The organism is Microcoleus sp. K1-B1 (assembly GCF_036704705.1).
Lineage (GTDB): Bacteria > Cyanobacteriota > Cyanobacteriia > Cyanobacteriales > Microcoleaceae > Microcoleus.
In genome coordinates this window covers 68,481-86,475 of sequence record NZ_JAUBSH010000014.1, presented here as the reverse complement: position 1 = coordinate 86,475, position 17,995 = coordinate 68,481, and the positions used below count along the sequence as shown (strand labels likewise).

Annotated in this window: 14 protein-coding genes; 5 read left to right on the top strand and 9 right to left on the bottom strand. The window is 46.6% G+C overall.

Annotated elements, in window-relative coordinates; translation table 11 throughout:
• Positions 1-609 precede the first annotated feature (609 nt).
• From QUA83_RS07775 to QUA83_RS07735, 9 genes are all read right to left on the bottom strand, one after another.
• On the bottom strand, positions 610-2,913 hold the full coding sequence (locus tag QUA83_RS07775) for a serine/threonine phosphatase (protein WP_333292416.1): 2,304 nt from the start codon (positions 2,911-2,913) through the stop codon (positions 610-612).
• Between the two features lie 349 nt (positions 2,914-3,262).
• On the bottom strand, positions 3,263-5,818 hold the full coding sequence (locus tag QUA83_RS07770; protein WP_333292415.1) for a DHH family phosphoesterase: 2,556 nt from the start codon (positions 5,816-5,818) through the stop codon (positions 3,263-3,265).
• Between the two features lie 296 nt (positions 5,819-6,114).
• Positions 6,115-6,930 carry a PD-(D/E)XK nuclease family protein gene (locus tag QUA83_RS07765; protein WP_333292414.1) on the bottom strand — a complete coding sequence of 272 codons (816 nt, stop codon included), beginning with the start codon at positions 6,928-6,930 and terminating at the stop codon, positions 6,115-6,117.
• 188 nt (positions 6,931-7,118) lie between these two features.
• Positions 7,119-7,424, bottom strand: a complete 306-nt coding sequence (locus tag QUA83_RS07760; protein ID WP_172190573.1) for a type II toxin-antitoxin system RelE/ParE family toxin — start codon at positions 7,422-7,424, stop codon at positions 7,119-7,121.
• Positions 7,421-7,675, bottom strand: a complete 255-nt coding sequence (locus QUA83_RS07755; protein WP_333292413.1) for a type II toxin-antitoxin system ParD family antitoxin — start codon at positions 7,673-7,675, stop codon at positions 7,421-7,423. Before QUA83_RS07755 ends, QUA83_RS07760 begins: the two co-directional genes overlap by 4 nt.
• 185 nt (positions 7,676-7,860) lie before the next feature.
• Positions 7,861-8,529, bottom strand: coding sequence for a Uma2 family endonuclease (locus QUA83_RS07750; RefSeq protein ID WP_333292412.1), 669 nt, complete (start codon positions 8,527-8,529; stop codon positions 7,861-7,863).
• 130 nt (positions 8,530-8,659) lie between these two features.
• On the bottom strand, positions 8,660-8,920 hold the full coding sequence (locus tag QUA83_RS07745) for a hypothetical protein (RefSeq protein WP_333292411.1): 261 nt from the start codon (positions 8,918-8,920) through the stop codon (positions 8,660-8,662).
• Positions 8,921-9,241: 321 nt separating this feature from the next.
• A complete protein-coding gene (locus QUA83_RS07740) occupies positions 9,242-9,826 on the bottom strand; it encodes a PAP/fibrillin family protein (protein WP_333292410.1) in 585 nt (194 codons plus the stop codon).
• 63 nt (positions 9,827-9,889) lie between these two features.
• On the bottom strand, positions 9,890-11,566 hold the full coding sequence (locus QUA83_RS07735; protein WP_333292409.1) for a glycosyltransferase family 4 protein: 1,677 nt from the start codon (positions 11,564-11,566) through the stop codon (positions 9,890-9,892).
• A 399-nt stretch (positions 11,567-11,965) separates the two neighbouring features.
• Between QUA83_RS07735 and QUA83_RS07730 the strand changes: the two genes are divergently transcribed.
• The 5 genes from QUA83_RS07730 (at position 11,966) to QUA83_RS07710 (ending at position 17,891) form a co-directional block, all read left to right on the top strand.
• On the top strand, positions 11,966-12,205 hold the full coding sequence (locus QUA83_RS07730; protein ID WP_006631296.1) for a DUF3134 domain-containing protein: 240 nt from the start codon (positions 11,966-11,968) through the stop codon (positions 12,203-12,205).
• Positions 12,206-12,334: 129 nt separating this feature from the next.
• On the top strand, positions 12,335-13,450 hold the full coding sequence (gene mraY / locus QUA83_RS07725; RefSeq protein ID WP_333292408.1) for a phospho-N-acetylmuramoyl-pentapeptide-transferase: 1,116 nt from the start codon (positions 12,335-12,337) through the stop codon (positions 13,448-13,450).
• Positions 13,451-13,794: 344 nt separating this feature from the next.
• Positions 13,795-14,736 (top strand): glycosyltransferase, encoded by a 942-nt coding sequence (locus QUA83_RS07720; RefSeq protein WP_333292407.1) that lies wholly within the window; start codon positions 13,795-13,797, stop codon positions 14,734-14,736.
• A 471-nt stretch (positions 14,737-15,207) separates the two neighbouring features.
• Positions 15,208-17,067 (top strand): NAD(P)H-quinone oxidoreductase subunit F, encoded by a 1,860-nt coding sequence (locus QUA83_RS07715; protein WP_333292406.1) that lies wholly within the window; start codon positions 15,208-15,210, stop codon positions 17,065-17,067.
• 104 nt (positions 17,068-17,171) lie between these two features.
• A complete protein-coding gene (locus QUA83_RS07710) occupies positions 17,172-17,891 on the top strand; it encodes a carbonic anhydrase (RefSeq protein WP_333292405.1) in 720 nt (239 codons plus the stop codon).
• Positions 17,892-17,995 lie beyond the last annotated feature (104 nt).

Below are 17,995 nucleotides of genomic sequence, written 5' to 3'. Positions count from 1 at the left end.
TTATCCGTCAAAATTTATAGGTCGCTCGCTCCTTAAAACACAGTTTATCAATTTAACAATTGCAACAACAAAAATTAGGTAAACAATCGCTAAACTTTTACGTAAATTTGATGTAGCCGCAGATTGTGATGTCAGCCCCACATATATATGTGTAGGGCGGACACTTCCCACCTATGCCCACCTTGCCCTGATAGCGATCGAGTATAAAACTGATTTCGCATCAGCCCGCCTGCAGACTCACTTCATTTTAGTTGATTTTTTTCATTAGACTAACTATTTTTGTAAGTGAAAGCTCTTTCAAGTATGATGAATCCACTTACTATCAAGGAACTTTTTCCGGTAGATTCCCTGAACAGAGTCTCAAAATTAAAGCTACGGATAAATGGTCGGTACTCTACAGCTTTTCTGCAATTGTATGGGTCTGTAATCAGTTTTTTAGCACTCAAACCCAAGCTGTTTCAACACCGGATACCTAAGAACAGAGCCAGCAGTAAAGCCTTGCCAGGAAACGGCAGAAGCTGTTTTTTTGCTCTGCAACAATTGCAGGTTTAACCCAGGCAGTCACGGGGGAAAGGCGCCACCTTTGAAAAAGTTGGCAGCATCCAAATTCTAAAATCGAAATGCGCCTACCTGCGCCCGAATGATAATTGCCGTGATATTGTCATGACCGTTGCGTTTGTTGCCGAGTTCAATCAACTGGGCAACTCCCTGGTCGAGATCAGCTTGGGGATTGAACAGGGGTTCGAGAGTGTTTTGCCAGTGAGTTTCCAACAAATCATTATCTGTCAGGCCGTCGGAAGCCAAAATCAACAAAGTATCTTCGCACAAGTCTAAAAACTGCACGTCAGGCTTGAGAAAATTACTGTCTCGCGGGCCGATGGCTTGAGTTAGTTGATAGGCGTCGGGACGGGCATAAGCAGTTTCCGGGTCAATCCCGCGCTTAATTTCGCGCTGCCCTACTTCGTGGTCTGAGGTGATTTTTTCTAGGGTTTGTCCCTTTCTCAGTCGGTAGAGGCGGCTGTCACCGACGTGGGCAACGGCGAATTGGGTGTCTTGAACTAAGACTGCGACTAGAGTTGTACCCATGCGGGCGCTGCCGGAGCGTCCGTCCTTTTGATTGATTTCAAAGATGGCTTTGTTGGCTAGCAGCACTCCCTCGCGGATGGTGTCTGCCGGAGGTAGTTGATTTTCCCAACGGGTTTGAAAGAATTCTCTGAGGGTTTCAGCCGCTAGTTGACTGGCTACTTCTCCGCTGTCGTGTCCGCCCATGCCGTCGCAGAGAATGTAAAGCCCTTTGGTTTGAAAGATGCGACCGAAGGAGCTTTCGAGTTTGTTGAGCTGAGTCCAGATGCTGAAGAAGTCTTCGTTGTGGTCGCGCGTGCGGCCAACATCGGTGAGGCCTGCGTCTTCTAAGCTGTAAATCTGGAGTGGCATTGGCTGGGTTAAGACCTCGCCAACGTCGGGGGGCGACTCGTCGGTGCTGCGGTAATTCCTGCGTGTCGGGGTTGAGCTTGGTGAAGGTGCGGGTTGGAGTTCGAGGGGAACTGTTTCTAGGCGCGATCGCAATTCTTCGATTGTGTTAATCTCGCCTCTGTACATTTGTTGCAGCAGTTCGAGCAAGGCGCCAAACTGAGTACGATGCTCGGACTGGCTAAATATCACCTGCCACAATTGCCCCAAATCTACCAGTTGCAGGTTGGAGCCGGCGGGTTCGGGATAGAGGTATTGCAGTCGCAAAGAAGCCAAGGAAAAGGAAGAGTCGGGGTTGACTCGCAAATTTGTCAGTTCCAACAAGCTTTGCCGACAGCGCCAGGGTTCTAGGGCAGCCCACAGTTCTGTCATTTCGTGCAGCCAGTATAAAATTTGCTGGGTGGAAGTTTCGGGTTGATTCCACCGTTCTACCAGCAGCGGCCATTGGGAGCAGTCTTCTAGCAGCAGCACTGCCTGTTCGTTGTCTGACCAGCTATCGTGAATGACTGGCAGGTTTTGAGAGAATTGCCACCGCAGTGCCAGATAAGGTTCAGCTATGCCTTGGCAAAGCTCTGCTAAGGCGGAATTGGTTGAATTTTCTCCGCCTTTGATTGCTGCGGTATAGGGGGATGTTCGTCGGGCGACGCTGGCAGAGTTGGCTGCTAGCATGGCTTTGAGGGGTGACATTTCCAGCGGCTGACAGTCCAATACTGTTACTGCTACTGTGTCTGAGCGTTTTCTCGGCGGCACGGTTTCTAGGAGTTGGTAGCGCTGCTGAGTGTCTAAATAAGCTCCGGCTGGCTGGGAAGGGATTAAATATTCTGAATTGGGGATGGGGAATTCTGGAGATGGAGGGGAGGTGTCAGCTATGTTTGGGCTGTCGGGGTTCTCGGTTGCTTCCTGGATTTGTTGAGGCTGTGGTGCGGTTGTAAAATTGCGTTCAGATGGGGTTATTTCGCGCTCTGGTGCTGTAGTAGAGCTTTTTTCTGTTGTTTGAAAGGATGCTGGTGCGATCGCCCCCACGGCTACCACAGGGTCAATTTGTGTGCTGCTGAATTCGCCGTCGCTTGGCTGTGGAGAAGTTGGTTCGACGGCTATTGGGGGTTCGGCTGGGGTGGTTATTTCTGTTTTAATGGCGTCTGTGATTGGTTCAGCAGAGTTTTGGCGCGATGCGGTTTCTGGAACCATCTCTGGTGTTTGGGGAAACTCGGCTGGGGGTAGGGTGGACTCGTCTGGTTCGACTGCTGGAAAATTCGATCGACCGCAGATAATGGCCCGCCACACTTGACCTGTTGCGACGCCGCAATTCTGACATTCTTTGGCGCTAAAAGCGACTTGGGCACCGCATTCGTGGCAAGGTTTGTAAATTAGGGAATTTCCGCACTGTTGACAAAACTTGTTTGGATTGGGATTTTCAAATTGGCAGCGGGGACAGAGAAGCATAGGGGTTTTAAATTGGAGATGGGCGATCGAGTTTGGCGGTGGGGAGTTTTGGGTTTTGGCCTGTGAGTTAGGAGTTATGAGTTCTGGGCCTGACTCGCAACGGATAACTCTCATTGTCCTATGCCTTATTTTATCGGGAGGAATTCAGAAGTAAGATATTTCTTAGAACTGAGATGTTGCATCCGTGTCAGGAATAGGCCTCTTAAGCCAGATCCACAAAAACCTCTCTCGCTTCACAGGCGAGAAAGCCAGCTCCACCGGCGCGAGCGAGCGCGGGCCCCACAAGAAAAGTTATCTCATGAGTGGAACTCTCATCCTGCCTATGCTTAACAATGGTGGCAGATATCAGTTAGAAAAGATTTGCTGTAGAATCTTCTTGGAAAACGGTCTCTCGGGCGATCGATTGAATTGTTGAGAGGGGTACTTCACAGAAATATTTCCGCCGGAATTGTTCTTCGGAGACTGCTGCTAGGAATTGCGCTGCAAAACGTGCGGCGATCGGGGAATTTGGCACTGAGGATTGGATGGATTGGCTATGTAATAACTGTTGGGGGATTTGATCTGGCGCGTCTTCCTGCTGTGCGGTTTCGGGTTGTCTCGTGATGTGGAAAGCTCGATCGCGATAATTGATTTTGAAACCGAGATAGGTTAGGGTTTTGAACCCCAGTTGCAGGGAGGTGTCGCTGATGCCGAGTTTTTGGCGGAGTTGCTGTCTGGTGACGGGTTTTTTGGTGCGGCTGAGGTATTTGGCGATGCCGATTAGCTGTTGGCAGATTTGCTGTGGGGGTACGAGTGGGGGTAATGTGTAGGCGATCGCGAGTTTTTTCTGAGTGTGCTGTGCTTGCCGAAACCAGATCCGCAGTTCGTCCCAGCTTGCGGGGCATTCTTTGAGGACGATCGAGTTTTCGCGATCGACCTTTTCGGAATTGTCAACTAGATTGTCGATCGGCATGGGAGATTCTAAGTTTGTGCTGGCTGCTAACAACTCTTCATCATTATTTCTATTGCGCCAGTCTACGATCCAATCTATTTTAGTCGGGGAATTGATTTGGTTGTCTTCCGTGCGTTCCCGGACTGCTACGAGGCGCACTTCATACCGCGATTTGTAAGTATTAAAATCGAGTTCTACCGTAACATCGCAGCGGCCTTGGGGAACTTCGTTTTGATTATGCCCCCACCAAATGCCGGGAAATCCCATATCGCTAGATTCATCCCGGATTGTAAATTCTGTTTTGATATATTCTACTTTTTGCCCTTTCAAATCCTTAATTTTTTGATTCCACAGATTGTCAAACCAGCAGTTTTCAATCAGCAATTTGGGTGCGGGGTTTCCCATCCCGCACGGTTCGAGCAATTTTAGTTCTTGAAATAAGTCTTTGCCTAATTCGGAGACAGTAATTTTTAGGTCGGCTTGAACGGGGACGGCTGTTAAACTATCTGTGCTGTATTGTTGCCGCAGTTGCTGATTTACCGCATCGGTAAATAGGGGGATATTTTCAACCGGGAGACTTAATCCGGCGGCGAAGGGATGACCACCAAATCTGTGCAATAAATGCGCTTGGTCTTTGACTAATTGGTAAAGGTCAATTTGATTGGCGGAACGCGCCGAACCCCTGGCAATTTTGGATGGGGAAAGTGTTGGCGATTCTGAATCTAAGAAAGAGGTAAATTGGATTTCCGGGGAATTTTCATTAATTTCTTCGCTTCCTTCTGTGCTGAATAAAATCACGGGGCGGCCGTATTCTTGGGCGATTTGTCCCGCTACTAATCCTAATACTCCTACGGGCCATTGGGGGTCGCTGAGGACGATGACGCTAGTAGTTGAGAGGTCGAGTTTGGCTAATTTGGCGGCGGCATCTTTGGCAACATCTTTTTGTAAAGATTTGCGCCGGGAGTTGGCAATTTCGGTTAAATTTGCTAGTTCTTCGCAGCGTTTTTTGTCGCGGCTGGTGAGGAGTTCTACGCAGAAGCTGGCGTCACCTTGAATGCGGCTGACGGCGTTGATTCGGGGGCCGATCCCGAAGGAAATGTCGGTTGGGCGATCGCCCGATCTTTTGCACAGTTCGAGCAATTTTGCAACTCCGGGGCGGGTGGGATTTGTGAGTTGTTTTTGCAGTTGTTCGATTCCGAGTTGTGCTAGGTAGCGGCAGTCTCCTGTGAGTTGGACTAAATCGGCAATTAAGCCGATCGCTACTAATTCTAATAAATCTGCGAGCGGGCGCTGCGGAATATCTGGTAATGTGTGATATAATGCTTCAATTAATTTGTAAGCCACTCCCACTCCTGAAAGGTTAAATAGTTGGTGGTTTGGGGGAAAGTAGCGGGGATTGATAATGGCTGTAGCTGGGGGGCGATCGTCCGGTAATGTATGATGGTCGGTGACAATTGTATCGATGTTTAAGCTGGTGGCGTATTCGATTTCGGCGATATTTGTACTGCCGGTATCGCAGGTAATAATTAAGCTGATTCCCGCTTTTGCTAAGGCATCTATTCCTGGAATATTGAGTCCGTGAGATTCGGTTAAGCGGTTGGGAATGTAATAAGTTAATTGGTCGTTTTGAGCAAAAAATTCTCCCAGTCCATCCCAAAGTACCGAGGTTGAGGTAATGCCGTCGGCGTCAAAATCTCCCCAAATTGCGACTTTTTCGCCGTTGTTTCGTGCTTGCTGGATTCTTTCTATCGCCCAGTTCATTTCTAGCCCGAACTCAAAGGGACTTGCGGGTTGATAAAGTTGGGGATTTAAGAAACCGGGTATTTGTTCGGGGTTGTGAATTCCTCTATACCAGAGAAGTGCGGCGGCATAGTTTCCGGGGAGTTCTGGTGCATGGTTTCTGACAGCTTGGATCAGCCAATCTGGGGGTTGGGATAGGGGTTGAGTTGGCAAATTTTGAAGTAGTTCTGTCATTCGATTTTAGATTTTAGATTTTAGATTTTAGATTTTAGATTTTAGATTGTGACCACAGATGAAGCCAGTAACTGGTTCCCCGGCTCTGCCTGGGAACCCATTTCACTCTTGCTCTGCCTCGCTTACGAGCCGGAATAAAACTTAAGCGAGTCACTGGTTCCCCGGCTCTGCCTGGGAACCCATTTCACTCTTGCTCTGCCTCGCTTACGAGCCGGAAAATTGGAGGCAGAGCCTCCGTATCTGCGTTACCAGGCAGAGCCTAGTAACGAGTAAAATTTGGGGGGTTTGTTTATATATTAAATAAATATTTCATCGATTATAGCAAGATTTGGCAGCCAATCTGTGGGAGTTTCTGCGAGAATATCTGGTGAGGGAGTTTTTGTGTCTTGTGTGCGGTTGCAGCGAGTGGCAAATTGACAGGAATCGCAAAGATTGGAACTAATTTCTACTTGGGGTAAGAATTCGCCGCCTTCGGTATAGCGTTGTCGCCAGTCGGTTAGCTGCTGCAATAGGTTGGTTAAATCTTGTTTTGTGCGATCGTGTTCTGTTTGGTTGTAATAAAATGTGAGTTTTTGCGGCGGTTCTTCTCCTTGCAATTGTACGAACCAGTATGTCATGGAAACTTGTTCGGGGGAATAGTCGCTGGTTTCTACTAAGACGTATAAATAGAGGCGAGTTTGCCAACTTTCGGCTATCCATTTTGATTTTTGAGGGCGGGGATAGGTTTTCCAGTCGAGAATTTGGGCGGCGTTTGGTTCTGCTATTAGCAAGTCATAGATAACGGTGAATAGGTAGTCTTGGAAAATTAAGGTGCGGGGGTGTTCGGCTTGGCGGAAAATTCGCTCGCTATTTTCTGAATTGGCGAAAAGTTCGGGTGCGGTATTGATAAATGCTGCCACGCAGCGCCCCAATTCGGGGTCTTGTTGGATGATAAATTCAATGGGAAGTCCGAGTTCTCGCTGCTGCATTAATAGGTGAAAGTGGCTTCCCCATGTGAGTTTTTCTTTGTGTTCTGGGGAGGCGGTGGTGGCTAGGAGTTCTAGGTAGCTATGTTGGAATTTGCGCGGGCATTCTTCGAGGATTTTGAGTTGGGTTTGGGATAGTCGGAGCATTTTTTTAGGATTTTAGATTTTATATTTTTTATGATTGTAAGGGGTATAGCTCTTTTTTTAACCGCAGATGTCGGCAGATGGACCGAGATAAACGCAGATAAATTAGGGAGATCCCATTTTTGGAGGAGAGTGCGATCGCCCTTTGCTTTCCCAAGTGCGATCGCCCGTTCAGATCGATCCAACGCTAATTAATCTTCCCCTAACTCTGAAAACAATAATTCCAAGTCTCGATCGCCCCGCAGCACGCGAGCAATATCAATCCCGTCCGATCTGGGGTAATAAAAAATTAAATAATCCCTAACAATAAATCCGCGCAAGTTGGGGGATAACCTCTCATAGCGTTTGCCCATATTGGGAAATTCGGCGACAAGTTTACATTTTTGACGAATTGCATCAAAAAGCTCGCTGGCTGCCCTGGAACTATTGCCAGCAATGTACTCACAAATCTCATTCAAGTCTCGGACGGCTTCATCTGAAAATGTATAACTGTTCATGCCCCTGACTGTTCTCTTAGATCGATCTTTTCTTGAATTTTGGCAAACACAAGTTCTCCATCTGTCACTTGTCCCTTAGCAATTTGTGCAGTTCCCACTGCTATTTTCTGGCGGAGTTCTTCGATGCGTTGTTTTCGTTCTCTTAAAAGTGCGATCGCTTCTCCAATTAGTTCTTCAGCGCTGCCATATTTTCCGCTTTGAATTTGCGCTTGAATAAACTCTTCGTATTCCGGCTTTAAGACAATATTCATTGACTTGCTCCTTTAAATCATAGAAAGGTTACTGCATGATCGTGACATCTTTTGTAGATTAGCTTAGCACAAATATCAACATTCTCAGAGATTGTGGCAGCCCTAGAGTCGAGCTTGAAAAATTTATTGTGAATCGCGTGCGATCCTCTTCAAGGGCTTCGCTAACGCACTTTTAGCCAACCTCTCTACAACTTCCCAATTTGTTGAGCAAACCACATCGCCGCCGTCCCATTTCCCTCACCTAAAAGTTTCAAAGTCTGGGACAGCAAAGCAATCGGCAATCCCTCAAGCGCACCGGAAATTTCGCATTCCTGATATTTCCCGTTTTCCTGCAAGCGAAATGCCAAAACTCTCTCGCCCTTAATATCTACTACCCAATACTCAGGAATTCCCAAAGCAGCATACAACCGCTTTTTTTGATCTAAATCGATAGCCAAAGTCGTATCGGAAGTTTCTATCACTAAATCGGGAATTCGCGATTTATTTAGATTAAGTCGGCGCGGTTCCCCTTTTTGCCATTGGATGAATTCTCCGCCGACATATAAAATGCGATCGGGCGCACCTCCTCCCACTTTTGGCTTCTCAATTACACATCCACCCAAATCATCGAAAGCTTGTCCTCCTTTGCTGACAAACCAAAATCCAAACACCAGAGTCAAGAGGTTGTTAAATCTGGCGTGCTGAGGCCCTTCATTACCCATGTCTATCCAAAGATATCCTTCATAAAAAAATATTCTGGCTTCCTCCAAAGATGGATCTTCGCAGGCTGCTACATAATCTTCCCATGTGGCGGCTTGCCATTGGGGAATTTCTCCCACTTGAGATACGATGAATTTTGCAGTTGTAGAAGTCATGATTTAAAAGCAAATTGAGGATATTTTTATCCTAACTTAGGTTGATATTTATCTGCTGCGGTAATTGGTATTTAGTAATTTGTCAATTTTTATAGCCCCCCTTTTTTAAGGGGAGCTCAGATTCTTGTGCTTATTGAATTGCTGTCGGCGCAGCAATTGGTACTTCTAAGTCTGGTTGCAAGTCAAAGACTACGAGAAGCGTTGCTTGAGGCATGAGTTGACGCAGACACAGCAAGTGTCCGTCAGCATCCGATCGACTGCGAAATCGCCCCACAATCGCCCGCTGCATACTGGGCATGAGTTTGGCGATCGCCCAAGGGTAAAGGCGTTTTTGGTACGCGATCGCCCCAGGATTCGCTGTGAATCCCTGTTGATAACCGTTTTGTGGCATAATCGTGTTGTATTCGTAAGGAGTACACAAAAGGCGTTAGTAAGTTTCTTGGCGGGAATGTACTAACGCCTTTTCCATTAAAATTCAAGCACATATCACAAGAATTGTCAATTGTCAATTCTTAACGCTAAGTTTTAACGGTTATCCTATCTGAAGCTTTTATCGGCTATGGATTTGAGGGTTTTAGTAAGTGTTGAATTGTTTGCAAAAGTGATATATTTTTGATTTTTAACCGCAAATGAACGCGGATAAACGCGGATGAAGGAAAGATAAATTTAGTATGAGTTAAGGGGCGATCGCACTTAATCACACCTCACAAAATCACTCTTTTGTCAAGACAAAAACACTTTCTTTATTCCCCCGTCCAATCCGCAAATCTTTATCCAAATAAGTGACATCCAGCCATCCCTGCTGTTCGCGAGTATCCAGCCCGAAATCTACAGCAGCGAACTTTTTCCCCGACTCAATCTCATCGATAAACTTCCCCGGAAATTCATAGCCAATCAACCTGCTTAAACCGAAAATTGACCGCTCAAACTTCACCTGCACTCGCCGTTCGGAAGTTGGCTCAAATCTTGCTGCTACACTGACAATTCCTTCCAAATAAGGCAAGCCGTAAAGTTCGCCAATGTTGTAAATTTTAGATTCTTTGACGCGGATAGATTGATAAATTTGACCCAATTTCACCAAGGGAAAACTGTCAAGATTCAGCAGTTCGCGGCTGGTGGTGTACAATAACCGCCAATCACCATTTAAAAGCTCTGCGGCTTCGACAGGGCGTGGTGTGGGGTTGTAATCTTCCAATTGGGCGATCGCGCTTAAAATCGCTTGTTTGTCGCTAGCCGTAGCCAGCAAACCTCGATTCTTACCAGCAATTATCTCTAAAAGTGCAGATTTTCTAAGCATAGTTTTGTTGGTTGACTGTTGACTGTTGACTGTTGACTGCTACAAATAACAAATAACCAATAACTAATCAGTAATCACTAAAATATCAAATTTCACCAAATAAAGCAGAGTCCGATACAGGTAGGCTAATTCTTGCTCGTTTTTAACGTAGCGTCGGATAAGTTCCCCCACGCCGATCGCACCTTCCTGCTTAATTGTCTCCAATATCTCCATCTGAATGTTAACAGATCTTCTCCTATCCTCACCAAAACTGGTAAACCTAATTGTCTGTACCTGCTTGAAAAGTTCTGGTGTGGCGATCGCACCGAGACTCAGCATCATCTCATTGCTTAAACTTCTAGTTGCATAATTACCCAATACTCGAAACGGATCGTCGCCTAGGGGATAAGGCGGCTTCCCGGGTTTTAAAGGTGCTGACTCCGGTGCCGCAAAGCGAATTTCTGCTAATTCCCGCCACAATTGTTCGTAAGCAGCAATTACTACTTTCCAATCATAAATTTCCCTCGCCCTTTGTCTGGCATTTTCCCCCATCCGCTTTCTCAATTCTGGGTTTTCAATTAATTGGCACAACGCCAGGGTGCAAGCATCAATGTCAACTGCTGTGGCGAGGGAAGTGTGACCCATGTAAGTCGGCCAATTTAAGCTGCCGTCGAGATAATTTAGGGCTAAATCTAAACAAGATTCCGGGGGCGGGATGAGTGTGGGAATGCGGAAGCCGTCTATTTCGTGGCGTACAGATTCTTTGTATCCGTTCCAATCCGAGACTATGGCCGGCAGTCCGTTCGCCATGGCTTCTATTGGTGTCAGTCCGAAGGATTCTTGAATGTTGTCGGAAAGCGAAATGAAAATGTCGGCCGCCGACCAAATATTTATTCTAATTTCCGGCTGTCTCCCATCTAAAAAAACAGCATTCACCGAGGGACAAAATATTTGCGCGCTATTTTTAAAGTCGGGTTCTTCTCTCGGATCTTCTATCCAACCGGCTTGAATTAAGTGGATTTTGGCTTTTGTCTGTTGTGCGGCCCGTTCTAGGGCGATGTACATGGGTACCGGATGAGCTTTTGCAGAAAAAGTCAATCGACCGACAAATAACACAACAATATCTTCGGGAGAAATGCCGAGTTTTTGTCGCAGTTGGCGGCGACTATTAACTGCTTCCACACCCTGCGGAAACGCGCTGCAATCGACTCCGAGGGGAATAACGGGGAATTTGACCAAAATTTCCGGTTTACCGCCGTTGCGCTGGGCTAAATATTCAGACCACTCAGTCATAACTCCTTCTACTGCTGTTTTCACGGCGGCAGAGGTGCAGATCAGGGCGTCCCAAGGCTGCATGGGTGCGGTGATCAAATCGCCGATCGCCTCCATGATGTATTTTGTACCGATCGTGTGAGTAACGCCGCAAACGCTGTAGGCCCGCTGATCGACAAATCTGCGCGCCCACACCATCTGCGACAGAACCGGATCGGGTCGGTAAATTGTGCCCGGTTGAGATAGCAAATCCGGTCGTTCCATCGGAATCCAGCGGACTTTCCGAGGTGTTTGCAGCCAAGGTTGGATGTGGGAACAAAACTCCTTAAAGGTTGTTTCGCTATCGGCGCAACAGTAGAGAGAGTCGGCGGTTCCGTGTTGGACTAAGCTTTTGAGAAACCCTTCTCCGGCTGAATGACGCCCCAGAAGTTTTTTGCCTCCGGTGTGGTAGCCCTCTTTGTTGTATAAAACCGCTGCCGTTGTATCCATTCTGAGATTTATTGCTTAAGAGTTCACTGAAGAAGCCAAAGGGCATTCGGGCTCAGGCTTTGATGAAAGTTGTGAATCAACCCCTTGCCGTTAGGGAGGCTTGCAGAACAGGATCGCCCCGTGTCCCGCGATATCTTAAAGACGATCGTCTTAGAGTACAATGCTTACGGCTAAAGAAGGATTGGCAAGAGCGGATTTTAGTGCTATCCTCATGCCCATGCTTGGGGGCGATCGCCTTTTGGGTCTCCCATCTTATCCGATCCGGAACCAAACAGTGCCTGTGGTATAATGCTTTAGCCTTGCTAAATGCCCGATTTGCAAGTGCTTGATCAAATCAGCAGTTCGTCGGCAAAACGTTACCTCACTCGATCGCGTCTTTGTCTTTAAAAACCGATAATCATGTACAACCCATCTCTGCGTCAAATTCCTCGCCACTTACCTGCGGATGTAATTCCATTAAAACAGCAATCTTCTCTTTTAGACTGGTTGGAATCTAACAATCGCCTGTTAGCAAGGGATGTCCAAGAACCCGACTATCTGCACGAAGAAGAAATTTCTGAACTTATGGCAGTTGACGACAGTCCTTACGATGATTTAGAAGAGGAAGTAGAAGAGGATGTGAGTGTAGGCGAAGAATAACGGGTAGAAGGGTGAAGAAATCAACCGGAAACAGGGAAGAAAAACTCAGAGATTTCTCAATCTCCTGTATCGCACCCTATTCCCCATTGTCAATTGCTTATTCTCAAATAGTGTGTGGTGAGGAGTGTTATGGATAACTTTTTGGATGAGAAAATCCCTTTTAGTCTGCCTTTCAAACTTACAGGAAAGAATTTATTCCTACTGCTGGGTTTGGGACTCGGCACTGTAGCGATCGGTTTAGATGTAGCAGCGGGTAGATTTTTGAATTTACCTGCATCGCTATTTATGCCGCTAGTTGTTTGTGCTTTAGTTGCGTCGGGGTTGGGCTATGCAGTTGTGCCCGTACTCCAGCAACTAAAAGCAGGACAAATAATTCGCGAAGACGGCCCCCAAGCCCATTTGAAAAAAGCGGGAACGCCGACAATGGGAGGCATCTTTTTTATACCTGCTGGGGTAGCAGTAGCTTTACTTTGGTCTAAGTTTAACTCAGATGTTGTTGCCGTATCGGCTTTAACTTTAGCTTACGGTTTCATTGGCTGGATTGATGACTGGCAAATTCTGCGACGTAAGTCGAACAAAGGTATTTCACCTCGGATGAAATTGGCTTTGCAAATAAGTTTTGCTGCTCTATTTTGTCTGTGGCTGATGTTTCATCAACCTGCAATTTCTACGAATGTTGCTTTGCCTTTCGGTTGGGTATTGCCATTAGGTTTGCTGTTCTGGCCGCTGGCTGGTTTTGTGCTAGTTGCCGAAAGCAATGCTACTAATCTTACCGATGGTGTTGACGGGTTGATGGGAGGTTTGGGGGCGATCGCACTTTTGGGATTAGGCGCATCTGTAGCCTCAACTTCGCCAGAATTAATGATATTTTGCGCTTGCATCAGTGGCAGTTGTTTCGGTTTCTTAGCGCACAACCGCAATCCAGCCAAGGTGTTTATGGGCGATACAGGTGCTTTAGCTTTGGGCGGTGCGTTGGGTGCGGTAGCTTTATTAACAAATAGCCTTTGGATATTATTAATTATCAGCGGGATTTTCTTTGTAGAAACGCTGTCAGTAATTGCTCAAGTAGGTTATTACAAAGCTACAAAAGGGCCTGATGGAATCGGCAAGCGTCTGTTAAGAATGGCTCCACTGCACCATCATTTAGAGTTGTGCGGCTGGTTGGAAACTCAGGTTGTTGGCATTTTTTATATAACTAACGGGGTGTTAGTGTTAATGATTTTGATGTTAACTAACAACATTTGAGAAGGGATTGCGTGACGGATTGCACAGGGGATGTAAGAGATATTTTCTACTATTTCAAAGAAACAGGCAAGATGCCTGTTCCACAACTGGATTCAGTTATTGTGGAACAGGCATCTTGCCTGTTTAAGGGTCCGAAGTTATAATTTTGACAATTTATATCCCCGTTAATGCAATGGAACTTAATAACATAACGCTTTTTAATTATTTGAAGAACCGCGAAGACGCTTATAGGACAAAGGAAGAACTACATTTGCTTATTTGTCTTCCTTAGCGTCCTTAGCGCCTTCGCGGTTCGTTTAATCTTACTCAATATTAGTTATGCTATCGTTTACGGTTGTTTGTGAATGACTAAAACGTTTTTCCCGCAAGTTTCGGTGGTAGTGCCAGTTTACAACGGCGAGAGGGATTTGCCGGAGTTGATCGAGTGCCTGCGATCGCAAACTTATCCGCCACAAAGTGTAGAATATCTCTTGGTAGACAACAACAGTCGCGATCGCACTTCAACCATCCTTCAAACAGCAGCTAAGTTCGATAAAATAACCATTCGCCACCTCACCGAAAATCAGATTCAAAGTTCCTACGCCGCCCGCAATCAAGGAATTCGCGCATCAACAGGCGAAATCATTGCATTTACCGATGCAGACTGTCGCCCGCAATCTGACTGGCTGGAAAATGTAGTTAAGCCATTTGTTGACTTAGAAGTAGGAATTAGCGCTGGGGAAATACTCGCATTGCCCGGTAAAACTATCTTAGAACAACACGCCGATCGCCAAAATACTTTATCTCAAAAACATACTCTCGCTCACCCTTTTTGTCCCTACGGTCAAACCGCCAACTTAGCTGTACCGAGGCTAGTTTTACAACAAATAGGATTATTTCGCCCTTACCTCACCAGTGGCGGCGATGCTGACTTGTGCTGGCGGATTTTGGGGGAAACATCCTATAAAATGTATTTTGCCGAAAATGCGATCGTCCGACACCGCCACCGTTCTACAATAAAACAGTTGCAAAGTCAATGGTATCGGTACGGCGAATCTAATAAATATTTGCACGAACTCCACGGTGTCGATTTGATGCGAGAGTTCACCACAGGGGAATATTTTTACCGGCTGGCTAGGTGGCTGTTAAAGGAATTTCCGGTGGCGGCTGCCAAAAGTGCGATGGCCCAAGCCGATATGGTAGATTTGTTTAATACGCCGATCGGTCTTTTGAATGTTAGGGCAAGGTCGATGGGACAGCGCGAAGCCAAACTTCCCGCATCAGCTTGGGACATTGAGCGATTTTAATATTTTAGATCATAAGCCTTTCACGGGCAGGCAGGATGCCCAACCCCTACTCCCCACAAAAAAATTGAACTATGAGTGGAACAGGTCCGAAAGCCTGTTCCTCCAAATGGTGTACCCCACAAAAAATTGAGCTGTTGTGGAACAGGCCGGAAAGCCTGTTCCTCCAAATGGTGCAAGATGTGCGATCGAATCAATGATTCTTTTGTATACAATCCCCGCCTCTAAATACCTATAAGTCCAGTTTATTGGTGCATATAGATATGCTGAATCAGAAATATGAAAATTTAACGTAATCCTTAATATAAAATTAATAAGTCAATTATGATGCGCTAGGTTTGACGACGGCAAGGAAATCAGAGGCAAACCCCAAAATTTTCTTTACTTCTGCCTTCGGGCTGTCCACTGCTGTAGTCAGCGCATCGGAATTATTCTCAGAATTTTAAATTTTTGTAACCTTTACAGGTAATGCCAATGGCTCAAATCCTACTCCAGACCGTTTGGTTTATACCTTGCTATCCACTCATCGGCGGAGTTCTGTCGATGCTGTGGTTTCCAGCAGTTACCCGTCGCACGGGGCCCAGACCATCCGGTTACGTGAACGCCATATTAACCTTGTTCGCTTTCTTACACGGCGTCATAGCCCTGACAGCTATCTGGAACCAACCAGCACAACACCAGTTAATTCCCTGGCTGAATGTAGCAGGTTTAGACTTAACCATTCCCGTAGAAATCTCTGCTGTCACCGTCGGCGCGACAGTTTTGATTACCGGACTGAACTTGCTGGCGCAGATTTATGCTTTCGGTTACATGGAAATGGACTGGGGCTGGGCTCGATTCTTTTCCCTGATGGGGCTGTTTGAAGCGGGGATGTGCGGCTTGGTACTGTGCAATTCCCTCTTCTTCAGCTACATGATTTTAGAAGTTCTGACTTTGGGTACTTACCTGCTAGTCGGGCTGTGGTTCAATCAGTCTTTGGTGGTGACAGGAGCCCGCGACGCTTTCTTAACAAAGCGGGTGGGAGATTTATTCCTGCTAATGGGAGTAGTCGCCATTCTGCCACTGGCTGGAACTTGGAATTTTGACGAGTTGGCTGTTTGGGCCCAGACTGCAAAGCTTGACCCCACTGTAGCGACGCTGCTGACTTTAGCTTTGATTGCCGGCCCGATGGGTAAGTGCGCTCAGTTTCCCTTGCACCTGTGGCTGGATGAGGCGATGGAAGGCCCGCTACCGGCAACGATTTTGCGGAACACCGTAGTTGTCGAAACTGGTGCTTGGATATTGATTAAGTTGCAACCGGTGATTGCTTTGTCGCCGATCGGACTGAAGACAACTATTATTGTAGGCGCTGCGACGGCGGTTGGTGCTTCATTAATTGCGATCGCCCAAATTGACATCAAGCGCACGCTTTCCTATATAGTCAGCGCTTACATGGGCTTAGTATTTATCGCCGTCGGCACCGGACAAGCCCAGACAGCCCTGACATTAATATTTGCCTACACCTTAGCAATGGGTTTGCTGGTGATGAGCATCGGTTCGGTAGTTTGGAACAGCGTCACTCAGGATGTCCGAGCTCTCGGCGGTTTGTGGGGAAAGCGGCCAATATCGGCCATATCGTTTATTGTCGGTAGCGCGGGATTGGTGGGACTGCCGCCCTTCGGCTGTTTCTGGGCTTTAGAAGACTTCACCTCCGGGCTTTGGCAAACTCACCCTTTCTTGTTAGGAATAGTGCTGTTTGTAAACGGCGTCACTGCTTTTGGCTTAGTGCGCGTCTTTGGTTTAGTTTTTGGCGGCAAACCAAAGCAAATGACCGAACGTTCCCCAGAAGTTCACTGGCCTTTCATCTTGCCGATGACTGTTTTAATGGGCTTTACTTTGCACGTTCCGCACGTGCTGGCGACGTGGCAGTTATTGCCGGGGGCGAGTTTTAATTATACCGCCACTGCACTGCTAGTTTTGTCAACGGCGATCGGCATCGGTGCCGGAGCATTTGTTTACCTAAACGAGAAATGGGAAAAACCCGTGCGAATTGGTTCTCAAGCTTTGCAAGACTTTTTTGCTTACGACTTTTACACTGCCCAACTTTACCGGGTGACAGTGATATTTGCAGTGGGTTTAGTTGCTCAAATCATCTCCTGGTTCGATCGCAATATTGTTGACGGATTCGCGAACTTAATCGGTTTTGCAACGGTTTTGGGTGGCCAAAGCCTCAAGTACAACGTTAACGGCCAAGCTCAGTTTTACGCCTTGACAATTCTGTTCGGCGTGGCAGTTTTGGGACTGCTGATAAGCTGGCCTTTGCTAGTTCGCCTGTCGCTGATTGTGGGCGGCTAAAGAAATATAATCTTGAAGATTTTAGGTGACCGTTTTAATCTAAAATCTTAAAAACATGAAGTCTTGAACAAAGATTTCCAACTCGTTCAAATAAGGCAGCATAGATGAACTCAAACAACAGACAATTCAATCTTTCCCGACGCAATTCCCTCAAATTTGTCGCAGGTGCTATTGGTACAGGAATACTCGCAGCAGGAGCAGGCGCTGATTTGGCTGCACCCGAACCGGCAATTGCTCAAAATGACTCGACTCCCGATGCAGCTCTGAAACAGTTAATGGACGGAAACCAGCGGTTTGTTGACAAAAAACGCCAAAGTCCTAACCAAGACTTAGTTCGGCTCACCGAAGTTGCCAAATCTCAAAAACCCTTTGCTGCTATTCTCGGCTGTGCAGATTCCCGCTTTCCTTCCGAGATTATCTTCGATCAGGGATTGGGAGATTTATTTGTCTGTCGCGTGGCCGGAAATGTTGCTACTCCAGAAGAAATTGGCAGCCTGGAATTTGGCACGCTGGTACTGGGAGCAAAAGTGCTTGTGGTAGTCGGGCATAAAAGGTGTGGTGCGGTAGAGGCAACCATCAAAGGAGCTCAAGTTCCCGGTCAAATTGGCAGTTTGCTCGACGCCATTAAGCCGGCTGTAGAAAGCTCGAAAAGCCAAACGGGCGATAGTCTAGAAAATGCCTCAAAAGCCAATGTTGTGCTGCAAGCTAACAAGTTGAAAGCCTCTCCAGTTATCTCTAAGTTAATTGCGGAGAATAAACTGAAAGTTGTTGGTGGGTATTACGATTTAGACACGGGCAGAGTCACTATTCTTTCTGAGTCGTGATGAAATTTGGGATTGATAATTGGGAAAAAGTTTAACATCTAAACTCTAAAATTATCAAAGACAAGAGGCTGCAAAATTGATTGTTCACTCTTCACTCTTCACTT

Excerpts from the sequence above, each read along its gene's own strand:
- QUA83_RS07775 (WP_333292416.1), bottom strand. The coding sequence starts at position 2,913 with ATGCTTCTCTGTCCCCGCTGCCAATTTGAAAATCCCAATCCAAACAAG.
- QUA83_RS07770 (WP_333292415.1), bottom strand. The coding sequence starts at position 5,818 with ATGACAGAACTACTTCAAAATTTGCCAACTCAACCCCTATCCCAACCC.
- QUA83_RS07765 (WP_333292414.1), bottom strand. The coding sequence starts at position 6,930 with ATGCTCCGACTATCCCAAACCCAACTCAAAATCCTCGAAGAATGCCCG.
- QUA83_RS07760 (WP_172190573.1), bottom strand. The coding sequence starts at position 7,424 with ATGAACAGTTATACATTTTCAGATGAAGCCGTCCGAGACTTGAATGAG.
- QUA83_RS07755 (WP_333292413.1), bottom strand. The coding sequence starts at position 7,675 with ATGAATATTGTCTTAAAGCCGGAATACGAAGAGTTTATTCAAGCGCAA.
- QUA83_RS07750 (WP_333292412.1), bottom strand. The coding sequence starts at position 8,529 with ATGACTTCTACAACTGCAAAATTCATCGTATCTCAAGTGGGAGAAATT.
- QUA83_RS07745 (WP_333292411.1), bottom strand. The coding sequence starts at position 8,920 with ATGCCACAAAACGGTTATCAACAGGGATTCACAGCGAATCCTGGGGCG.
- QUA83_RS07740 (WP_333292410.1), bottom strand. The coding sequence starts at position 9,826 with ATGCTTAGAAAATCTGCACTTTTAGAGATAATTGCTGGTAAGAATCGA.
- QUA83_RS07735 (WP_333292409.1), bottom strand. The coding sequence starts at position 11,566 with ATGGATACAACGGCAGCGGTTTTATACAACAAAGAGGGCTACCACACC.
- QUA83_RS07730 (WP_006631296.1), top strand. The coding sequence starts at position 11,966 with ATGTACAACCCATCTCTGCGTCAAATTCCTCGCCACTTACCTGCGGAT.
- mraY (WP_333292408.1), top strand. The coding sequence starts at position 12,335 with ATGGATAACTTTTTGGATGAGAAAATCCCTTTTAGTCTGCCTTTCAAA.
- QUA83_RS07720 (WP_333292407.1), top strand. The coding sequence starts at position 13,795 with ATGACTAAAACGTTTTTCCCGCAAGTTTCGGTGGTAGTGCCAGTTTAC.
- QUA83_RS07715 (WP_333292406.1), top strand. The coding sequence starts at position 15,208 with ATGGCTCAAATCCTACTCCAGACCGTTTGGTTTATACCTTGCTATCCA.
- QUA83_RS07710 (WP_333292405.1), top strand. The coding sequence starts at position 17,172 with ATGAACTCAAACAACAGACAATTCAATCTTTCCCGACGCAATTCCCTC.